A 20,398-nucleotide genomic window follows, 5' to 3' on the forward strand; every position below is an offset into this window, starting at 1 on the left:
GTTGGCTGCAGGATTTTCTTTAGGTTGGAATCAAAATCGTAGAAGGTCATGTATGTTAGTGGGGGATTTCCATAAATGTACATGACCTTTGGACTCTGTATTTGATGATGTAGGAGGAGCTCTTAAAATGGGTAAATATTTTGGAACAGACGGATTCCGCGGCGAGGCAAATGTGACGCTGACCGTGGAGGACGCCTATAAAGTAGGTCGTTTCCTGGGCTGGTACTATGGACAGAAGACGAAAGCAGATCGCTGCCGGGTTGTGATCGGCAAGGATACGAGACGCAGCAGCTATATGTTTGAATATTCGCTGGTATCGGGACTGACCGCTTCCGGCGCAGATGTCTATTTGCTTCACGTGACAACCACTCCGAGTGTATCGTATGTTGTACGCACCGAGGAGTTTGACTGCGGTATCATGATCTCCGCAAGCCACAATCCATACTATGACAACGGAATCAAGGTTATCAACGGACGCGGCGAGAAACTGGAGGAGGAGACGATCGAGAAGATTGAGTCGTATCTGGATGGCGAGATGGGCGAGATTCCATTTGCCAAGCGCGATGCGATCGGACGCACCGTTGACTATGCGGCGGGACGCAACCGCTATATCGGTTATCTGATTTCCCTGGCAACACGGTCTTTCAAAAATATGCGGGTAGGTCTTGACTGTGCAAACGGAAGCGCTTCCGCGATTGCGAAAAACGTATTCGACGCACTGGGCGCGGAGACACACGTCATCAACAACACGCCGGATGGTCTGAATATCAATACAAATTGCGGTTCCACCCACATCGAGGGACTGCAGAAATATGTGGTTGAAAATCATCTGGACGTTGGATTCGCTTATGATGGAGATGCGGATCGCTGCCTGGCAGTGGACAGTGAGGGCAAGCTGGTGGATGGCGACAAGATCCTCTATGTATGTGGAAAATACATGAAAGAGCAGGGCACGCTGGTCAACAATACGGTTGTCACCACGGTTATGTCGAACTTCGGTCTTTATAAGGCATTTGAGCGCGAGGGCATTTCCTATGAGAAGACGGCGGTTGGCGATAAGTATGTCTATGAAAATATGTCCCAGAACGGTCACTGTCTGGGAGGCGAGCAGTCGGGTCATATCATTTTCAGCAAACACGCGACGACCGGAGATGGCATTTTAACATCATTAAAGCTGATGGAAGTGATTCTGGAGAAGAAAGAGACACTTGCAAAGCTGGCTGATGAGGTGCAGATTTATCCGCAGGTTCTGAAAAATGTCAGAGTTAAGGATAAAGAGGCGGCGCAGGCAGACCGCGACGTGCAGGCGGAGGTTCAGAAGGTATCGGATGCGTTGGGCGATACCGGTCGAATCTTAGTTCGTCCGAGTGGTACAGAGCCGCTGATCCGCGTGATGGTCGAGGCACCGACGGATGAAATCTGCGGAAAATATGTAGCACAGGTTGTAGAAATGATAGAAAAAAAGGGACTGGCAGAGTAAGACATGAGAGAGCAGCTGACAGAAAGTGATGTAAAGAAGATTCAGGAAGAGATCGACCATCGGAAGCTGGTGGTCCGCAAAGAGGCGATCGAGGCGGTCAAGGAGGCGCGCGCACAGGGTGACTTGAGCGAAAACTTCGAATATTATGCTGCTAAGAAGGATAAGAACCGGAATGAAAGCCGTATTCGCTATCTGGAAAATATGCTGAAGCACGCTAAGATCGTATCGGAAGAATCCCGCCCGGATGAGGTCGGAATGAATGATACGGTTACCCTGTATTTTGAGGATGACGACGAGGAAGAAGTATACCGTCTGGTAACGAGCATCCGGGGCAATTCCCTGGAAAACCGGATCAGCATCGAGTCGCCGCTCGGAAAAGCGATCGAAGGACACCATGTGGGTGACCAGGTGGAAGTGAAGGTCAACGATAAGAGCAGCTATGTGGTGGAGATCCGGAAGATCGAGAAAACGGGAGAAGAGGATTCGGATCGGATTCGTAGTTATTAGTTGCAATACAAAGGAGAGTTTTGATTACTATGAAATTTGAAGAATTATGTGATGCACGTTATTCACTTCGTAAATTTGACAGCCGCCCGGTTGAGGCGGAAAAATTACAGAAAGTGCTGGAGGCAGGACGCAAAGCCCCGACGGCACATAACTTACAGCCACAGCGCTTTTTCGTGATGCAGAGTGAGGAGGCTCTGGCGAAAGCGGATGCATGTACGGCGTGTCATTTTCATCCGCCGGTTGTGATTGTAGCAGCCTATGATCCAGAGATTTCCTGGAAACGGGAAGAGGACGGGAAAAACCATGGAGAGATCGATGTGACATTGGCGGTTTCCCAGATGATGCTGCAGGCAGCAGAACTGGGACTGGGAACAACGTATGTTGGTATGTTTAATCCAGAAAAATTGCTGGAGCAGTTCCCAGAGATGAAGGGTTTACAGCCGACGGCCTATCTTCCGCTTGGATATCCGGCAGAGACAGCTCATCCGTCCAGGCTGCATGCAGATCGCAAGCCGCTAGAAGAGTTGGCGGTATTTCTGTAAAATATAGACAATCCGTAACTGTTCAGTACCTTCACAGTCACGCGCAAAAATCCATTAAAAATTGCCTGCGGCAATGGGATTTTTGCCTGCTGGCCCATGTTTTCGTACGGTCAGCGCAGTAAATGCGCAGACCTACTGAACAGTTACGACAATCCTTTATTTACCATAATCCTTAATCGATACAGTCTGTTTCCTGAGAAGTTTGGAGACAGGCTGTATTTTTGTGTAATGTCAATGATGCGCACTCGCGCGAAGCAGAAATATGTAACGATATATCTTGCAATCCATGTGCATTTAAAAGTATAATAAAAAAATATGAAGAGAAGCATGAAACGATGTAAGATGAGAAAAGGAAATTGTATGTTATTAAGAGAATATTTAAAAGAATGGACCAAAGAAGACTTATTAAACGAAGCAAGAAGCTACGAGTTAAAGAACTGTTCCCGACTTAAAAAGGATGACCTGATTGACCGAATTGTAGAATATTTAACGACGGAAGAGGCACTCCGGGGTAGACTTTCATGCCTGACGAAAGAGCAGATGGTGCTTTTTTGCAAAGCCTGTACCGAGCCACAGAAAATTTCTGCAGAAGAGATTATGGATGGAATGCAGTTATATAAATACGTACTTGGAAGTTTTGAGGAAGTGAGTGACTGCTTCACTGTCTTTGAAGAGATTGCACAGGGTTTTAGCGGGATTGACGATGAGGCATTCCGGGCGGTTCAGAGCAAAAAAGGCTGGCTGATGAAGTGTATCAGCTTCTTTATCGATTATTATGAGATTGCGCCGCTGGAAATTTTGTATGAACTGTACAAATTGAAGGTGAAAGGCACGATCGAAGAAATGATCGGGATGCTGGAGGAAATGCCGGAGGACATCACAGAATCCTGCATTTTCCCGATGGAGAAACTGGGAATGCAGGACCTGCCGAAAGAGAATCCGCTTTATTCCGAGAGGGGCTTGTATGTACATCTTCCAGTTTTTGAGGGTGATGGACTCACTGCTTTGTTGAAACAGCAGCAGAATAAAAAATTCTATATTCCGTCTGCACAGCAGTTGGATGAAATCTGTCAGAAAGGGTATGAGGCAGGGGTACTGGCTTATAAGGAGCTGGAGTCCTATTTCATAAAAAAATTGGATGTGCCGTATGAGAAAGCGGCTAGATGGTGCTTTGAGACGTGGGCCAGCAGTTATGAAGGAAAATCACCGGCAGAACTGATGAATAAGATGCATGAAGAAGGGATTGTCTTCCAGAGCGAGCAGCAGATGGGCGAATTTTTAAGACTTCTCATGGATGCGTTCAACAATACGAGAACAAAAGAAAACCGCGGAAATAAACCGTGGGAATTAAGTGAGAGAGGTATGATCGGCGGCATGCCGGCGATGGTGCCGGAAATGTCCCAGCCAGCACCGGTAACCGCGAAAAAGGTGGAGAAGATTTATCCGAATGATCCGTGTCCTTGCGGATCTGGGAAGAAATATAAGAAGTGTTGTGGAAGAAATTAATACTCAGAGGTGAAATGAAAAATGCAGCAAGAGAGGAAAGAAATATCTGGCAAAGCTAATACGATCGCTGGTTTTTCCATCCCTCTGTATCTAGGCATCCTGGCGCTGGTGGTGGTCTGTATGTATATGGACTGTCTTCCGGTAGGCTTGGTCGGCGGCATGATTGCGCTGATGGTGCTGGGCGAGGGACTCAATTTTTTAGGAAATCATACACCGGTTGTGAAAACGTACCTGGGCGGCTCGGTCATCTGTATTCTGGGGGCGGCGGTCATCCAGGCACTGGGGCTGATTCCGGAGCAGACGCATGAGATCCTGGACAATTTTGTCAACAAAGAAGGATTTCTGGTCTTCTATATCTCAGCGCTGATCACAGGAAGTCTTTTCAATATCGACCGCGGGCTTCTGATCCGCGCAACGGTGAAACTGCTTCCGACAGCTGTCATATCGCTGGCAGTCGGCGTGATACTTTCAGGTCTGCTCGGTATGGTGATGGGGGAGAGTTTTCTGGAAGGCATCCTGTATATCGGTATTCCGATGACGAGCGGCGGCATGACGGCGGGAGCAGTGCCTCTGTCGGCAATGTATTCGTCGGTTCTGGGGACGGACGCCGGACAGATCCTGACGCGGATCGCACCGGCGACGGTGCTGGGAAATTGTGTGGCGATCATTTTTGGCGGTTTAGCCAATAATATCGGCGAGCGAAAGCCATCTCTGACCGGAAATGGCTGCCTTGTCAATGACGGTCACGAAGTGAAGAAACAGCCTCCGATGAAACCGACCTTCGCACTCTTATGTACGGGACTTATCATTTCGATGGCATTTTATGAACTGGGGGCGCTCTGCCATCATTTTATTTCGATTGTACCGACATATGCGTGGATGATTGTGGCAGTTGTGATTGTGAAGGGAACGGGAATCCTTTCAGATCGCCTGGAGGACGCGGCGAGAGAGTGGGGACAGTTCGCGATCCACAGCTGGACGGCGGCGGCGCTGACTGGAATCGGAGCGACGCTGATTGATTTAAAGACGATTCTGCACACCATCACTCCATTTTATCTGCTCAGTGTCGTGCTGATTGTCGGGGCGATCACACTGACCGCCGGACTGATCGGCATCAAGATGGGATTTTATCCGCTGGAATCATCGATCGCAGCGGGGATGTGTACGACGAACATGGGCGGTTCCGGAAATGTGGCGGTGCTCAGCAGTTCGAAACGGATGGAACTGCTTCCATTTGCACAGATTGTGACGCGCTCCTGCGGGGCACTGATGCTGACGATCGGGGGTGTGCTGATACAGCTGCTGGCGAGGTAGAAAAAGAACGGTGATTGACAGAGAAATGTACCTGATAGAGGGAAAATAAGTGGAAACAGAGAAATAGGGAAAAGCTGGGAGGTACGGCTTATGAACATATTCATTGCGATCATGCTGGTGTTTGCGGCAGCCGGTCTTGTGGATGAGATGCTGGGAGGAAAGCTGGGGCTGATGCCGAATTTTGAAAAGGGGCTTGCCACCATGGGCGGTCTGGCGATGTCCACGGTCGGATTTTTTGCGATCGGAGTTACATATGTGCAGACCCACGCGGAATCGATTGCAGAGGCGGCAAAGCATATGCCGTTTGATCCGGCGCTCATTCCAAGCTGCCTTCTGGCGCCGGATATGGGGGCGCTTGGCATGGCACAGAAGCTGGCGGCGACACCAGCGCTGGCGGCATTTACCGGTGCGATGGTAGCAGGCAGTCTGGGTATGACGGTCGGATACCAGCTGCCGGTTTTTCTGGCAGCCGTTCGAAAAGATGAAATAGGAGAGCTGATGCGGGGGTTCATCTTCGGACTGATTGCCATACCGTCTGGTCTGGCGGTCGGAGGTCTGATGCTGGGTCTGCCTGTCCGTCAGCTCTTTTTTAATATGATTCCGGTGCTGGTGCTGTGCGTGGTGCTGATTGCGGCATTTGTGTTGGTTCCGAAGCTGACGATGAAGATCATGATTTTCATCGGAAATGCGATCCGTATTTTTAGTTTTCTCCTGTTTGGTGTGGCGGTCTTCGGAATTTTCATGCCGAAGTATGCGGTTGTCGAGGATGCCTTGATTGAGGAAATGCTTTTTATGGTACTCCGCATGGTCATCGCAGCGTGCGGCGGTCTGGTGCTGTCGCAGGTGGCGTTAAAACGTCTCCAAAAGCCGATCCAGCGCATCGGGGCGATCCTGGGTATCAATGAGGAGGCAGTTGTCGGACTGTTCCTTTCCTTTATACAGAGCCTTGCGATGCTGCCATTGTTTTCCAAGATGGATAAGCGCGGGAAAGTATTAAATGCCGCTTTCTCTGTGGCAGGTGCCTATGTAGTAGGCGGTCAGATGACCCTTGTAGCGTCCCTGATACCGGGAAACTGGGTAACAGCCTATATGATCAGCAAGGTGCTGTCAGGCGGATTGGCAGTTGCCCTGGCGGTTATTTGTATGAGAAGGTCAAAAATGATAACAGAGTAGAGCGGAATATCTGATATTGAGATAAGGATAAAGAAATAAGAAAGCCCCGGCAGTTTCGCTGCCGGGGCTTTCCGCCCTTTTGGGGCTATATCATTTTCATAGAAGGCATTATATGTTGAACTTAAGACTTTTAGAGTTGTCAAACGGTTGCGAGCAATTAACAGCAGCCACAGCCTCCAAAGCTCTGCTCGGTTCTCTCAATGATCTCGTTCTGAAGCGGTTTATCCAGGTTGCGGAAGTAGTCACTGTATCCAGCTACGCGGACGATCAGTTCCTTGTATTCTTCCGGATTCTTCTGAGCTTCGATCAGAGTCTGGCGGTCGATAACGTTAAACTGCATATGATGTCCGTTCATAGCAAAGTAGGAACGAATCAGAGCAGCCAGGTTGTCAATACCCTTCTCGCCTGCGATAGCAGCCGGAGTAAACTTCTGGTTCAGCAGAGTACCGCCGGTCTCACAGTGGTTCATCTTGGAGCAGGATTTAACAACTGCGGTCGGTCCGTTGATATCAGCACCCTTCTCAGGAGAGATACCCTCAGACAGAGGATTATGAGCCAGACGGCCGTTCGGAGTAGCGATCATAACATCACCGAAGTATACGTGGCAGGTGGTCGGAAGCATATCTACATGATATACACCGCCTCTGGTGGTCGGTCTGCCGGTAATATAATCTTTGTACTCATTGAATACACTTACCATGATGTCATCTGCATAATCATCATCGTTGCCGTATTTCGGAGTTTTATTCTTAACCAGGTTCAGAATGTCCTCATGGCCCTTGAAATCGTCGTTCATAGCGTCGATGAGTTCTTTCATGGTAAACTTCTGATTGTCAAATACGTTGAACTTGATAGCGGAGAGTGCATCGGAAATAGTACCGATACCAACACCCTGGATGTAGCTTGTGTTGTATCTCGGGCCGCCTGCGTTGTAGTCTTTACCTTTCTTGATACAGTCATCGGTACAGATGGAAAGGAACGGAGCCGGCATCATCTGAGAGTAGATTCTCTCGATAACCAGGTTGCCGCGCATCTTAACATCGATGATGTACTCAAGCTGTGTCTTGAATGCGTTCCACAGTTCGTCATAGGATTTGAAGTCTTCTGCCTTGCCGGTGTGCGGTCCGATCTGTTTTTTGAACATTACATCGTAGCCATCATACAGAGCGAGCTGTAAGCACTTAGGGATGTTTAAGTAACCGGTCAGCCAATAAGCCTCGGTTCCCCATGCACCGGTCTCAACACATCCGGAGCATCCAGCGTTTCTTGCATCTACCAGGGATTTGCCCTGATTTACCAGCTCCTGAATCAGCTCATCGGTATTGTAGAATGCCGGCTGGCCCCAACCCTGACGAGCGATCTCGCAAGCTCTCTTTAAGAACTTATCCGGAGTAACCTTGGAAATCTGTACGTTGGAGTTTGGCTGGTTCTGTCTCATATCTTCCATACAGTCAAGGATTAAGTAAGAAACAGCGTTAACTGCGTCTGTACCATCTTCCTTCACACCGCCGGAGTTGATATTTGCGAAGTCTACGTATGTACCGGACTCTTTTAAGGTTACGCCAACCTTAACCGGAGCCGGAGAGTTGAACAGTTTAACCCAGAGACACTCAAGAAGCTCAAGAGCTCTGGTATCATCCAGAGTACCTGCAGCGGTATCTTTCTCATAGAACGGAATCAGATGCTGATCCAGACGGCCCGGTGTAAATGCATCCCACGGGTTTAACTCGGTTGTAACGCCAAGGTGTGTAAACCAGTACATCTGAAGTGCCTGCCAGTAGGTCTCCGGTTTGTGCTCCGGAACAACGGCACAGTTAGCTGCAATCTGCTCAAGCTCTGCTTTTCTGACCGGATCCTTCTCCTCAGCAGCCTTCTCAAGAGCCAGATCATGATATCTCTTACCTAAGATAATGATAGCATCGCAGCAGATATCCATAGCGCGAAGCTCCTGCTCTTTGTCATAAGCTTCCGGATCATTGAAGTAGTCAAGATCTTTGATAGCCTGCGCGATCTCTTTCTTGTAATCGCCGTAGCCCTTGATGTAGAAGTTCTTGCCGCCGGCTGTATGGCCCGGTCCACGCTGCTCCATGAACTCGGTAAACATACCAACCTCATAGCAGTCTCTCCATTCCTGGGTCATAGCTTTTAAGAGATGCTCTCTGACTGCACGATTCTTCCAGTACGGAATGATCTCCTCTTCCTGAAGCTTCAGATCGTCTTCGGTAACAGTGAAGTTAACCAGTTTACGATCATTCATGATGTGCATATCTTCGATGGTGTGACAGCACAGCTCCGGGAAAGTCGGTGAACACTGCGGGTCCTTGCCCTTCTCACCAACTAACAGCTCATCATCGCCTAAGTAAAGAGTTTTTCTGGAGAAGTACTCTTTCAGAACGAGAGCTCTTAAAACCGGTACAGATACGGAACCTTCGTACTCTTTGTAAACATCGGTTTCAATTTTTGCTCTTTCCAGATCCAGATGCGGCTGGGTGGAATGGCTGATTCTTCTCAGTCTTTTAATTCTCTCGGTACATCCGCGGTCGTTGTCTTTTAACAGACCTTCTGGTGTGTTGATTACGAATGAAGTATCAATTTTCTCTGCCATTTAAATCATCCTCCTATATTGACTTTGTTGAATCCCTGTTCTTCGAACATGGACTTAAAGTGTTCCATAAGCTCGGACACCGGTACGCTCATCTCGTCATCATGGTACTCCATGTCGAGGCTGGCGTATTTACCCTTTCCGATGTCATGATAAGGTAAAAGGTTTACCTGACGTGCGTGAATATTGTTTTCCTTCAGAAAATGGATGACACTTTCGATGTGTTCATCGGTTGCGTTGACCTGCTGGATAATTGGAAGCCGGATGTAAAGACCAGCGCCCTCATCACTTAATTTCTTTAAGTTCTCAAGAATCAGTGAATTGTCAACGCCGATATACTTCTTGTGGTCTTCCGGATCCATCACTTTGATGTCGTAGAGAAAAACATCTACATAAGGAAGAACCCGCTTCAGATTCTCATAGTCTGTGTAGCCGCTGGTGTCGATGAAAACGCTGACACCGTTCTCGTGGAGCTTGCGACAGACCTCTTCCACATAGTCCATATGCTGGGAAGCCATAACTTCGCCGCCGGAGAGTGTTACACCGCCGCCGGACTGCTCATAGAAGATTTTGTCCTTCATCGCTTCCTTGACAAGTGCATCTACGGTGTATTCCTTACCGGCTAACTCCCGGGCCTCTGTGATGCACCAGTCGGTACAGACACCGCAGGCGGTACACTTGGAACGGTCAAATACAATCTTTCCGTCTACGATGGAATTGGCTCCCTGTTTACATTTTGCAACACATCGACCACAGGCGGTACATTTGTGCTGATGAAAAATCAGTTCCTTATAATAATGCTGACTCTCCGGGTTGTGGCACCACATACAGCGTAAGGGACATCCCTTGAAGAAGATCGTGGTGCGGACACCATCGCCGTCGTGCGTTGAAAATTTCTGGATGTTAAATATGTAAGGAGTTTCTGCCATTCTTTCCCCCTCCTTTGCAAAAAAACTAGACTGTGTTCTAGTTCTGAGTCTATAATACTACAACCATCTCAAGAATACAAGAGTAAATTGAAAAAAATGTATTAATTTAATTTTTAACAGACGAATCTGAAAAATAATCATCCGATCACGCTGAAACAAGCGGAGTGCGGAATGACTATAAAAGAAAATTAATATAACATATAAGATACCATAGAAAAATGGGGCTTACAATCGGCAAAAGTGAGGATATTATGCGTGAAAAGAAAGTGAAAATTGTAGAAAAGATAAAATAGTGTGAATATTCATAAAATACAAAACAAAAACAAAAAATTAAGCACAGTTAAAAAGGCGTCGCACAAATATGAAAAGTGAAAATCAAGATAGAAGTGAAAAAAAGCTAAAAAACCAGAATAACACGTAGAAAAGAGCAGTAGAAAACAAAATGAATACGAAGCTTGAAATAATGGTTACTGTTTCACAGGTAGGCACTTTTGGAACCGAAAGTGCCGTAAGAAAACGTGGTGGCAGCAGGAATTTGCCGTATTTAAATGCGAAGCCACGGCAAATTCCGTTACTGGGCACGTATGCGTGAACAGTAACAAAAAATGAAATAATTTCGCTCATGTGAAAGTTGCCCGGTTGACAAGAGGAATTTTGACATGGTATAGTAAAAATGTATAAGGATGTTTCGGGAAGTATTAGAAGAACCCGGACAGCAGAAGCCAGGAAAACTATATTTCGAGCTGAAAAACCTAACACAGTATATTGTCAGGGTTTACAGCCAATGGGTATCAGGGGAAACTCGGATGCCTCCCGCATTTGGAAAGAAATGCATTGGAAAGAGAAGTAGGACCTGCTGCTTATTTAGGAAGAAAGGCAGCTGGTAAAAGGCGGCGCATCCTCTGCCAGAGTCTCGTTCCGATGAAATGTTTTTCAGCGTATTCTTAAACAAAAGAAGGGAGAAGAACAATTTCATGAAGAAGACAAACAGAATCATTGCATTGGCAATGGCGGCCATGACAGCATTGTCTATGACAGCCTGCTCCGGAAGCGCAAAAGAGACAACGGAGGCGGAAAGCGCCGCAGAGACAACCGCAGAGGCTGCTGAGGAAAGCAGTGCAGAGGAGACCAAGGAGGCATCCGGAGAGACGCTTCTGATGGCAACGACGACCAGTACCGATAATACAGGTCTTCTGGATTACTTAAAGCCAATCTTTTTAGAGGATACAGGTATTGACTTACAGTGGACGGCAGTAGGAACCGGTGATGCGATTCAGAAAGCAAAAGATGGTGAAGTCGATGTGATACTGGTTCATTCTAAAGCAAAAGAAGAAGAATTCGTGGAGAGCGGCTACGGTGTAGAGCGCTTCCAGGTTATGTATAATGATTTCGTGATCGTAGGACCGAAGGATGGTCCGATTGCAAAGACGGATGATATCAACGCTGCATTTAAACAGATCATGGACGAGCAGCTGACATTTGTGTCCCGTGGAGACAACTCTGGTACCCATAACAAGGAGACCGGAATCTGGGAGAAGCTGGGAATTACAGATTATGAGAGCAATCCAAACTATGTATCGGCAGGCGCTGGAATGGCTGATACACTGGCGATGGCAGATGAAAAAGGTGGCTATTGCCTGTCTGACCGCGGTACCTGGCTTGCCAAGAAGGCAGATTTCCCGGATATGGATATTGTATGTGAAGGCAGCAAGGAACTTTTAAACCAGTACGGCGTTATCGCAGTAAATCCGGAGAAATATCCGGATGTCAACAACGAGGCGGCGAATACGTTTATCAAGTGGATCTGTTCTCCGGAAATCCAGACGCTGATCGGTGAATACGGCGTAAAGGAGTACGGCGAGCCGTTATTCTTCCCGAATGCAGAGCAGAAATAGAATACTGCCGGATGATGTGCGGCAGTGCTGAGATTAGCGTATTTAAACGAATAAAGCAGGCAGTTGAACCTTGCAGAATTTATAATGTATAAACAGGAAACCGGAGAAGGGAGGATGCACTTTTTCCGGTTTTCTGTCATTAAGAATTGAGAAAATGAGAACGCCTGCAGAACATAAGGTGTTTCAGTGGATATGCTGGGAGAAAAAATATGGGAAACCTGTTTTCAAAATTTTTTGGTACGGTCGGAGTGATAGATTCTATCCGGGTAACGCTGGTGATGTCTTTCTGGTCAACCTTGATTGCGTCCATGCTTGGAATTTTTCTGGGACTTGTGCTGGAGCAGACGAAATTTCCAGGAAAAAAGCTGGTAGTCCGCGTGAACCGGACCTTGATGGGAGCACCTCCGGTTGTCATCGGACTGCTCACATATATGCTTTTGAGAAAAAAAGGTCCGTTTGGGGCGCTTCGATGGGTATTTACGATCAAAGGAATGGTGGCAGCCCAGGTTCTGATCATCACTCCGATCGTCTGTGGAATGGTATATTCATATGCGGTCCGCACGGCGCCTTCGATCCGGGCGTTTGCCAGGACGATGGGAGCTGACCGGCATCAGACCGCGCGGCTTCTGCTGCGTGAAATGAAAAATGAAATTTATTTTGCGGTTGTGTCTGGATATGGGCGTTCCATCAGTGAGGTCGGGGCGGTCTTTCTGGTAGGTGGAAATATAAAAAACAGCACCCGGACAATGACGACTGCGATTTCAACCCTGAAAGGTGCAGGCGATTATTATGAAGGGGTATTTTTGGGAGTGATCCTGATGCTTCTGGCATTTGCGGTACAGACATTGGCAGAACATTTCAGACAGGAGGAGACACCGGATGAAAATCTCTAAGCTGCAAAAGAAGATGGGTCAGTTTACGCTTCAAATCGAGGAACTGTATCTGGAGAGCGGGAAGGTTCATGGTCTGATAGGAACCAATGGCTGCGGAAAAACAACACTTTCCAAGCTGATACAGGGGATATTGGTTCCAGATGGCGGGAGGATTGATTACGAGGGACTGACACCCCGGGATATCACGATGACAACACAGAGACCGTATCTTTTGCATGATACGGTGTATCAGAACCTGATCTATCCGCTGAAAATACGGGGAATCCGCCCAGATGAGGCGAAGATGGATGCCTGGCTGGAACGATGTGGGCTTCTGCAGAAAAAAAATCAGTATGCCCGTTCCCTGAGCAGCGGGGAACAGCAGAAATTATCATTTATCAGGGCCCTGGTATTTGACCCTGCGTTTGTGATTGTTGATGAAACTCTTTCCAACCTGGATCCTGACAGTACAGAATTGTTTGAACAGCTGATGCGGGAGCAGCAGACGAAAAATAAGATGACATGGCTGCTAATCAGCCATCAGCTGGTGCATGTCCGCAAGATTTGTGACCAGGTACATTTTATGGAGCAGGGGAATGTTCTGGTGTCTGGAACACCGGAAGAAATCCTTCTTCACCCGTCGCATCCGTCCATACGCCGATATCTGGCAGATACAGAGGTTTCATATCGTGAAAATGAAAAAAATTCAGAAATATGAATAAAAATGTGAGGCGATTGCGCTGAATATGAAAAAAATGGAAAGAGTTTTGCTTGGGATGATTGACACAGTTTGTGAAAATGTGGTATAATTTCAGGTAGAAAATCATGAGAAAGAGAATTGTCGCACGAGAGCGGCAGTTATACAGAGTTGATTTCGAGCTTTTCTGCCTAAGCTGTGAACCGATTGACAGGATGGAAGAAAAGCCAATGGGTATCCGGGGAAACGCGGGTGCCTCCCCGCATCAGGCGATGCATTGGAAAGGAATAGCTCTCGGATGACCGGGATGAAGACCCGGAAGTTCTGGAAAAGAGCAGTAAATTCCGCCAGCGCAAGCAAAGCCTGATGTAGATAAGTGCATATCAGCAGAAAGCCATAAGAGGCAGACTGCATCATCAGGAACGGATACAGAGAGCGGAATGTTTTCTGTATTCGTTTTTTTGTTTCATTCGGAGAGGCGGTCCATGAATCAGAAGCACTTCGCGTGGATGCATACCTTCGCGAAGAAGAATCATGCCGCAAGGGAGGAATTATGAAGTTATTGAAAGTTGATACGCTGGCGCAGGCGCGGGAACGTTTGCTTAAAGCGGCAAAAGAGTGCCTGCCAGAAACGGAGCACGTTGCGCTTGCAGATGCATCTGACCGTATTTTAGCAGAAGATATTGTCTCTGGGGAAATGATTCCGGCATTCCGCCGTTCCAGTGTAGACGGGTATGCAGTCTGTTCAAAGGACACGGCGGGCGCAACGGAAAGTATCCCGGTTTTTCTGAAGGTGCTGGAAGAAGTAGAGATAGGACATCCGGCGGTATCAAAGATTGAACCGGGTACCTGCGCCTATGTGCCGACCGGCGGCATGGTTCCGGAAGGGGCAGATGCCATGGTGATGGTAGAATACAGTGAACGGTTCGGAACAGATGAGGTTGCCCTGTATGAAAATGTTCCGTATGGGAAATGCATCGTGCTTCCGGGAGAAGATGTAAAAACCGGGGATATAGTCCTTAAAGCGGGAACCCGGATTGGCCCGGCGCAGGCGGGAACATTGGCAGCGCTTGGCGTGGTTCAGGTTCCGGTTTTTAAACCGTGGAAGGTGGCAATTCTATCGACGGGCGACGAACTGGTCAGGATCGATCAGGTTCCTGGACCGGGACAGGTGCGGGATATTAATACATGGGCGCTGTCCTGTTATGTGAAGAAGACAGGTCTGGAGCTTGTTTCGGCAGAGGCGGTGAGGGATGAAGAGGTACTTTTAGAGGAGAAAATCAGGGAGGCGGTCAAAGCATGTGATTTGATTCTGATCTCCGGAGGAAGTTCCCAGGGAAAGAAGGACATGACTATGGAGATATTAAACCGCATCTCCAAGGAGGGAGTATTTACCCATGGGCTGGCACTGAAACCGGGAAAACCGACGATTCTGGGATATGATAAAGAGAAGCATACGTTGTTAGGAGGACTTCCCGGGCATCCGGCAGCAGCGCTTGCCGTTTTCCACTTATTATTTGTGTGGCTCTGGAAGCAGGTAACCGGTCAGCCGGATCAACCTCCGTTAGAAGCCTTTATGACAACGAACCTGGCGGGTGCACCCGGAAAAACAACCTGCCTGCTGGTAAAGCTTCAGATGGCTCCGCAGGGGCTGGAGGCAGAACCGGTATTTGGAAAATCAGGCTTGATTTCGACGATGGCAGAGGCAGACGGCTACGTTCTGATTGATATGAATCAGGAGGGACTGAAGAAGGGTGAGCAGGTGAAGGTATACCGCTTTTAAAATGAATTGCTTCCAGAAGGGCGGCGGAGGATAAAGGATCGGCAGAGCCTGGTGGAAACAGAATAGAGGCAGAGATGGGAAAGAGAAATTTATATCTGAATAATACACCGGTGGAGGAGGCAAAAGCCCTTTACCAGAAAGCACTGGGAGAATTATTAAGCCCCAAGGCAGAATGGATTCCCGTGACGGAAAGTCTGCACCGGATTACAAAAGAGGCAGTCTATGCGAAATATTGTTCCCCGCTTTATAATGCGGCGGCGATGGATGGAATCGCGGTTGAGGCAGAGAAAACAAAGGGAGCATCGGAGCGGAAACCACTTACCCTGTATCCGGGTACAGATTTTACAGTGGTGGATACGGGCGATCCGATTCACGCACCATGCGATGCAGTTATCATGGCGGAGGATCTGCTGGAGCAGGAGGATGGCTCGGTGCAGATTACGGATGCAGCTGCATCATGGCAGCATGTGCGCCCGATCGGAGAAGATATCGTAGCGGGTGAGATGCTGATGCCCGGTTATCATGAGATACGCCCGATTGATATAGGTGTTCTCCTGTCTGGCGGAATTACAGAGATTGAGGTGTTGAAAAAGCCGTCGGTAGCGATTTTTCCGACGGGAACCGAAATCATAGAGCCGGGACAGGAACCCAGGGATGGGGACATCATCGAATCGAATTCGAGAGTGTTTGAGGCACTGGTAACGGAACATGGCGGTGCGCCCCATCGTTTTCCGCCGATTGCGGATGAATATGAAACATTGAAAGCAAAGGTGGCAGAGGCGGTTGAAAACTATGACATGGTGATTGTCAATGCCGGCTCCAGTGCAGGAACTGAAGATTTTACGGTTCATGTACTTCGGGAATTGGGGGAGGTTCTGGTACACGGGGTGGCAATCAAGCCGGGAAAACCGGTAATATTGGCGATTGTCAATGGAAAACCGGTGATCGGACTTCCGGGATATCCGGTATCCGCCTATATCAACTTTGAAAATTTTGTAATTCCTGTGCTGCAGAAACTGGCAGGACGTACAGAAACAGCCGGCACGACGGTGCGGGCTGTCATATCCAAACGCCTTGTATCATCCCTGAAACATAAAGAGTATGTGCGGGTGAAAGTAGGAGAAGTGGGCGACAAGCTCGTCGCTTCTCCACTGGCGCGCGGGGCGGGAGCAGCGATGAGCCTGGTGCGGGCAGACGGGTTCTGTGTGATTCCTCAGAACAGCGAGGGGGTCGAGGCGGGAGATACCGTTGACGTAGAGCTATACCGTTCCCTGGAGGAAATTGGAAGTACGGCAGTGGCAATCGGAAGCCATGATCTGATTCTGGATGTGATGGCAGATTTGCTGCCGTGTATGTACCCGGGTAATTACCTTTCCAGTACGCATGTAGGCAGTATGGGCGGTTTAATGGCATTAAAGCGGGGAGAAGCGCATCTGGCTCCGACCCACCTGCTGGATGAAGAGACAGGAGAATATAATATTGCGATCCTGAAAAAACTGTTTGCGGGTGAAAAAATGGCACTTGTCAAGGGCGTTGAGCGAATTCAGGGAATTATCGTAAAAAAAGGAAATCCGCTTGGAATCCATGAAATTGAAGATCTACGTGGCTTGAATTATGTCAACCGACAAAGAGGAGCGGGGACAAGAGTACTTTTTGATTATAAGCTGAAAGAAGCCGGTATTTCATCGGAAGAAATTCACGGATATGACAGAGAGGCGGCAACGCATATGGCAGTGGCGGCTGCCGTGTCCGGCGGCGATGCAGACGCGGGCATGGGAATCCAGTCGGCAGCCAGGGCAATGGGACTTGATTTTATTGAGATTGGACGGGAAGAGTATGACTTTGCGATTCCAGTCAGATTTCTGGATTTTCCACCGGTACAGCATTTTCTGGCGGTTTTGAAAAGCCGGGAGTTTGCAGAGAGAGTGGAGAAGCTCGGTGGTTATGGGCTGGCAAGAACCGGAGAAATTTTATATTTATAAAAGAGGGGATTAGATGGGAGCAGTTGTGCGTGAATTATATGTGTTCCGGCAGAGGGGACAGCCGGGAGAAGCCGTGGAGAGCGCCTGGTTCCGAAGGGGGATCGGAATGGAGGGTGACCGGCATGCAGCGGGAGGTGAAAGGCAGACTTCGCTGTTGGCGGGAGAAGCCCGGGACTGGATGGAGAAGCAGACAGAACCGGGACTCTGCTTCCGCCGCTACAAGGCAAACCTGATAACGGAGGGAATCGATACCACCCAGTTAAATACGGGGGATCTTCTGGCGGCGGGAGGGGCGGTGTTCCGCGTCTCCGGGTATGGAAAAAAGTGTTTTCCAGAGTGTATTTACCATGAAAAAGGAGTTTTCTGCCGCCTTTCGGCAGGAGCCATATTTTTGGAAGTGATTCGGGACGGGTATGTATCTGTTTCGGATGAAATAATGAAATTAGGCAAAAAGGAGGAACTGTGATGAGACGATTAGAGAAAGATGAATCACTCTGCATTGGCTGCCACCAGTGCGAAGAAGCCTGTTCGAAGGCATTTTACAAGGTTTCGGATCCAATGAAATCCTGCATCCGCATTACCGACAAGGAGGATGGAAGCCATCATATTGCTGTGTGCACACAGTGTGGAAAATGTTCTGAAGTGTGCAATACGGGTGTGATTACGGAGGATGCGAGAGGCGTTTACCGGCTGAATAAGAAAGAATGTGCCGGCTGTCTGATGTGCGTCGGATTCTGTCCGGAGAATGTTATGGTACAGTGTGATGATTATCTGGAGCCGTCCAAATGTACGGCGTGCGGATTGTGCGTAAAAGCATGTCCGACCGGAGCGATCCGTCTGGTAGAAGAGTAAAAGGAGGAGAAAGGCATGATTAAAATGTGTGATCTTCCGCGTTATGCGGACGCAGATATGGAAGAAATCAAAAAAATGAAAGAGGCCCACACGGTTCTCAATCAGGTTACATACGAGCCAAAGCCGCTGTATCATGGATATACGGATAAGCGTCTTCGAATCAATGTGACAGATAACACCATCGATATGATCGACATTCCTCAGGAGGTCAAAGAAAAATTTACCGGCGGAAAAGGTTATTGCCTGCGTTATCTGTGGGATGCAACGAAGCCGGATACAAAGTGGAACTCTCCGGAAAATGCCATCACCATGTCGGCAGGACCGATTGCCGGAATTACGCAGTACGGCGGTACCGGAAAATGCCTGGTATGCAGCATTTCACCGATGACAGATATCCCGATTGATTCAAACGTCGGCGGATATTTTGGCCCATTCTTAAAATTCTCCGGATTTGATGTGATCGAGCTGACTGGAAAAGCGGAGGAAGACGTGATTATTGTCATCGATGGCAATAAGGGAACCGTTTCAATTGAAAAAGCACCGTTAGAGCATAAAGATGCACATGTACTGGGAGAAGAGCTGACAACCATGTATGCGGAGGATGACAATGATCGCAAAAACGTGGCGGTCGTATGTTCTGGTTCAGCGGCGGATCATTGCAACCTCTCTATGCTGAATTTTACATTCTATGATCCGAAAAGAAATGTAGTCCGCTTAAAACAGGCTGGACGTGGTGGTATCGGACGTGTCTTTGCGGACAAGCACATTAAAGCGCTGGTATGCCATTTTAAAGGCGTAAAAGCAAATCTGAACCATGTATATGATATCAGTATCCTGAACCGGGATGGCCTGAAATTCCATCGTGAGGTGGCGACACAGGATGACAAACAGAATTCAATGCGTAAATCCGGAACAGCATACTCCCTGCGTATCATGAGCGATTATGATATTCTGCCGACGCGCAATTATAAATATGGCGGAACGGATAAGATCGATGAGATGGCACCGGAGGTATGGAGAAATAAATGGCTGACCCAGGGCGGAGCGGACGGATGTTGGTATGGATGTTCGATGGCGTGTGCTAAAACAGCCGATCAGTTTGAATTAAAGACAGGTCCGTATAAGGGACATAAAGTATGTGTGGATGGTCCGGAGTATGAGACAGCAGCCGGTGTTGGTCCGAACTGCGGTGTAACCGATCCGCAGGTAATCCTGGAAGTGAATTTCTACTGTGATACATATGGCATTGATACGATTTCCTTTGGCACCATGACTGCCTTCCTGATGGAATGCTATGAAAATGGTATCCTGAATAAGGAGAGAACCGGCGGTCTGGAGCTTGTATGGGGCAATGCAGAGGCGGAGCTGGAGCTGCTGCACCAGATGGCGCGAAACGAAGGCTTTGGCAAGATTGCGGCACTTGGAAGCCACAAGCAGAAAGAGTATTTTGCAGCGCAGGGCTGGGGCGATATGGATTTCATGAATGATATTGCGATGGAACAGAAGGGACTTGAATATTCAGAGTATGCTTCCAAAGAATCCTTGGCGCAGCAGGGCGGCTATGGTCTGACCAATAAGGGACCGCAGCATGATGAGGCATGGCTGATTTTCATGGATCAGGTAAATAACCAGATCCCTACCTTTGAGGATAAGGCGGAGGCGCTGTATTACTATCCGATGTTTAGAACCTGGTTTGGTCTTCTGGGACTTTGCAAGCTGCCGTGGAATGATATTGTACCGGCTGACAACAGCCTGACCGATGAACCGGCGAAGGTACCGGAGCACGTAGATAACTATCTGGATCTTTATTATGGTGTTACTGGGGTCAAGATTGATAGGGATGAGATGATTAAAATGTCCGAGCGTGTCTACAATTTCCAGCGTGTTTTCAACATTCGTCTGGGCAAGGGACTGCGTGCGAACGATGCGATTCCATACCGTTCCCAGGGACCGGTTACGGAAGAAGAATATCTGTCCCGTCAGGAGCGCTACGATGGTCAGCTGGTAGAGCTGGTTGGTTTTACAAAAGAAGAAGTCGAAAAAATGTCCTTAAAGGAAAAGATGGCTGCGACCAGAAAGCACAGAGAAGGGGAATATGAGAAGCTGATTGATGCGGTATATCCGAAGCGCGGCTGGAATTTAAACGGTGTTCCGACAATTGCACACCTGAAAGAGCTTGGCATGGATCTTCCGGAGCTTTTGGAAGTAGTTGAGCCGCTTCAGTAAGACTATTCATTAATACGTTGCAGAAGGGAAGTGGATAT

16 protein-coding genes and 2 riboswitches are annotated in these 20,398 nt (G+C 48.3%); of the genes, 14 read left to right on the plus strand and 2 right to left on the minus strand.

All coding sequences use genetic code 11. From position 1 onward, the window contains the following. Window positions 1-127 precede the first annotated feature (127 nt). The 6 genes from glmM (at window position 128) to eutH (ending at window position 6,522) form a co-directional block, all read left to right on the plus strand. Complete coding sequence (gene glmM, locus C7U56_RS11900; RefSeq protein WP_107001396.1) at window positions 128-1,480, plus strand: phosphoglucosamine mutase; 1,353 nt, start codon at window positions 128-130, stop codon at window positions 1,478-1,480. 3 nt (window positions 1,481-1,483) lie between these two features. Next, window positions 1,484-1,987 carry a transcription elongation factor GreA gene (greA, locus tag C7U56_RS11905; RefSeq protein WP_022360596.1) on the plus strand — a complete coding sequence of 168 codons (504 nt, stop codon included), beginning with the start codon at window positions 1,484-1,486 and terminating at the stop codon, window positions 1,985-1,987. A 29-nt stretch (window positions 1,988-2,016) separates the two neighbouring features. After that, on the plus strand, window positions 2,017-2,529 hold the full coding sequence (locus C7U56_RS11910; protein WP_107001397.1) for a nitroreductase family protein: 513 nt from the start codon (window positions 2,017-2,019) through the stop codon (window positions 2,527-2,529). Window positions 2,530-2,889: 360 nt separating this feature from the next. Next, the gene (locus C7U56_RS11915; RefSeq protein ID WP_181357237.1) at window positions 2,890-4,035 is read left to right on the plus strand and encodes an SEC-C metal-binding domain-containing protein; all 1,146 of its coding nucleotides are present in this window, start codon (window positions 2,890-2,892) and stop codon (window positions 4,033-4,035) included. Window positions 4,036-4,056: 21 nt separating this feature from the next. Next, on the plus strand, window positions 4,057-5,349 hold the full coding sequence (locus C7U56_RS11920; protein WP_107001399.1) for a 2-hydroxycarboxylate transporter family protein: 1,293 nt from the start codon (window positions 4,057-4,059) through the stop codon (window positions 5,347-5,349). A 90-nt stretch (window positions 5,350-5,439) separates the two neighbouring features. Beyond that, window positions 5,440-6,522, plus strand: coding sequence for an ethanolamine utilization protein EutH (gene eutH / locus C7U56_RS11925; protein ID WP_107001400.1), 1,083 nt, complete (start codon window positions 5,440-5,442; stop codon window positions 6,520-6,522). 157 nt (window positions 6,523-6,679) lie between these two features. Here the strand turns inward: eutH and hypD are convergent, their stop codons facing one another. Beyond that, the gene (gene hypD / locus C7U56_RS11930) at window positions 6,680-9,127 is read right to left on the minus strand and encodes a trans-4-hydroxy-L-proline dehydratase (RefSeq protein ID WP_107001401.1); all 2,448 of its coding nucleotides are present in this window, start codon (window positions 9,125-9,127) and stop codon (window positions 6,680-6,682) included. A gap of 5 nt (window positions 9,128-9,132) precedes the next feature. Next, window positions 9,133-10,053, minus strand: coding sequence for a trans-4-hydroxy-L-proline dehydratase activase (locus C7U56_RS11935; protein WP_107001402.1), 921 nt, complete (start codon window positions 10,051-10,053; stop codon window positions 9,133-9,135). A 724-nt stretch (window positions 10,054-10,777) separates the two neighbouring features. Next, window positions 10,778-10,899: riboswitch (molybdenum cofactor riboswitch) on the plus strand. Between the two features lie 128 nt (window positions 10,900-11,027). Between C7U56_RS11935 and C7U56_RS11940 the strand changes: the two genes are divergently transcribed. The 8 genes from C7U56_RS11940 to C7U56_RS11975 all read left to right on the plus strand — a co-directional run bounded on the left by C7U56_RS11940 (window position 11,028) and on the right by C7U56_RS11975 (window position 20,360). Then, a complete protein-coding gene (locus C7U56_RS11940) occupies window positions 11,028-11,948 on the plus strand; it encodes an ABC transporter substrate-binding protein (protein WP_022360332.1) in 921 nt (306 codons plus the stop codon). 209 nt (window positions 11,949-12,157) lie between these two features. After that, window positions 12,158-12,841: an ABC transporter permease gene (locus C7U56_RS11945; protein ID WP_022360331.1), complete on the plus strand. Its 684-nt coding sequence runs from the start codon at window positions 12,158-12,160 to the stop codon at window positions 12,839-12,841. Continuing rightward, entirely contained in the window at window positions 12,828-13,538 is a 711-nt protein-coding gene (locus tag C7U56_RS11950) for an ATP-binding cassette domain-containing protein (RefSeq protein ID WP_107001403.1), read from the plus strand. The genes C7U56_RS11945 and C7U56_RS11950 overlap by 14 nt, the downstream gene beginning before the upstream one ends. Window positions 13,539-13,680: 142 nt before the next feature. After that, window positions 13,681-13,821: riboswitch (molybdenum cofactor riboswitch) on the plus strand. A gap of 249 nt (window positions 13,822-14,070) precedes the next feature. Further along, complete coding sequence (locus C7U56_RS11955; RefSeq protein WP_107001404.1) at window positions 14,071-15,300, plus strand: molybdopterin molybdotransferase MoeA; 1,230 nt, start codon at window positions 14,071-14,073, stop codon at window positions 15,298-15,300. A 74-nt stretch (window positions 15,301-15,374) separates the two neighbouring features. Then, window positions 15,375-17,282, plus strand: coding sequence for a molybdopterin biosynthesis protein (locus C7U56_RS11960; protein ID WP_107001405.1), 1,908 nt, complete (start codon window positions 15,375-15,377; stop codon window positions 17,280-17,282). A gap of 13 nt (window positions 17,283-17,295) precedes the next feature. Beyond that, a complete protein-coding gene (locus tag C7U56_RS11965; protein ID WP_022360327.1) occupies window positions 17,296-17,748 on the plus strand; it encodes an MOSC domain-containing protein in 453 nt (150 codons plus the stop codon). Beyond that, the gene (locus tag C7U56_RS11970) at window positions 17,748-18,134 is read left to right on the plus strand and encodes a 4Fe-4S binding protein (protein WP_022360326.1); all 387 of its coding nucleotides are present in this window, start codon (window positions 17,748-17,750) and stop codon (window positions 18,132-18,134) included. The genes C7U56_RS11965 and C7U56_RS11970 overlap by 1 nt, the downstream gene beginning before the upstream one ends. Window positions 18,135-18,149: 15 nt before the next feature. Next, on the plus strand, window positions 18,150-20,360 hold the full coding sequence (locus C7U56_RS11975) for an aldehyde ferredoxin oxidoreductase family protein (protein WP_207655663.1): 2,211 nt from the start codon (window positions 18,150-18,152) through the stop codon (window positions 20,358-20,360). Window positions 20,361-20,398 lie beyond the last annotated feature (38 nt).

The sequence above is a fragment of the Clostridium fessum genome, assembly GCF_003024715.1.
GTDB lineage: Bacteria > Bacillota > Clostridia > Lachnospirales > Lachnospiraceae > Otoolea > Otoolea fessa.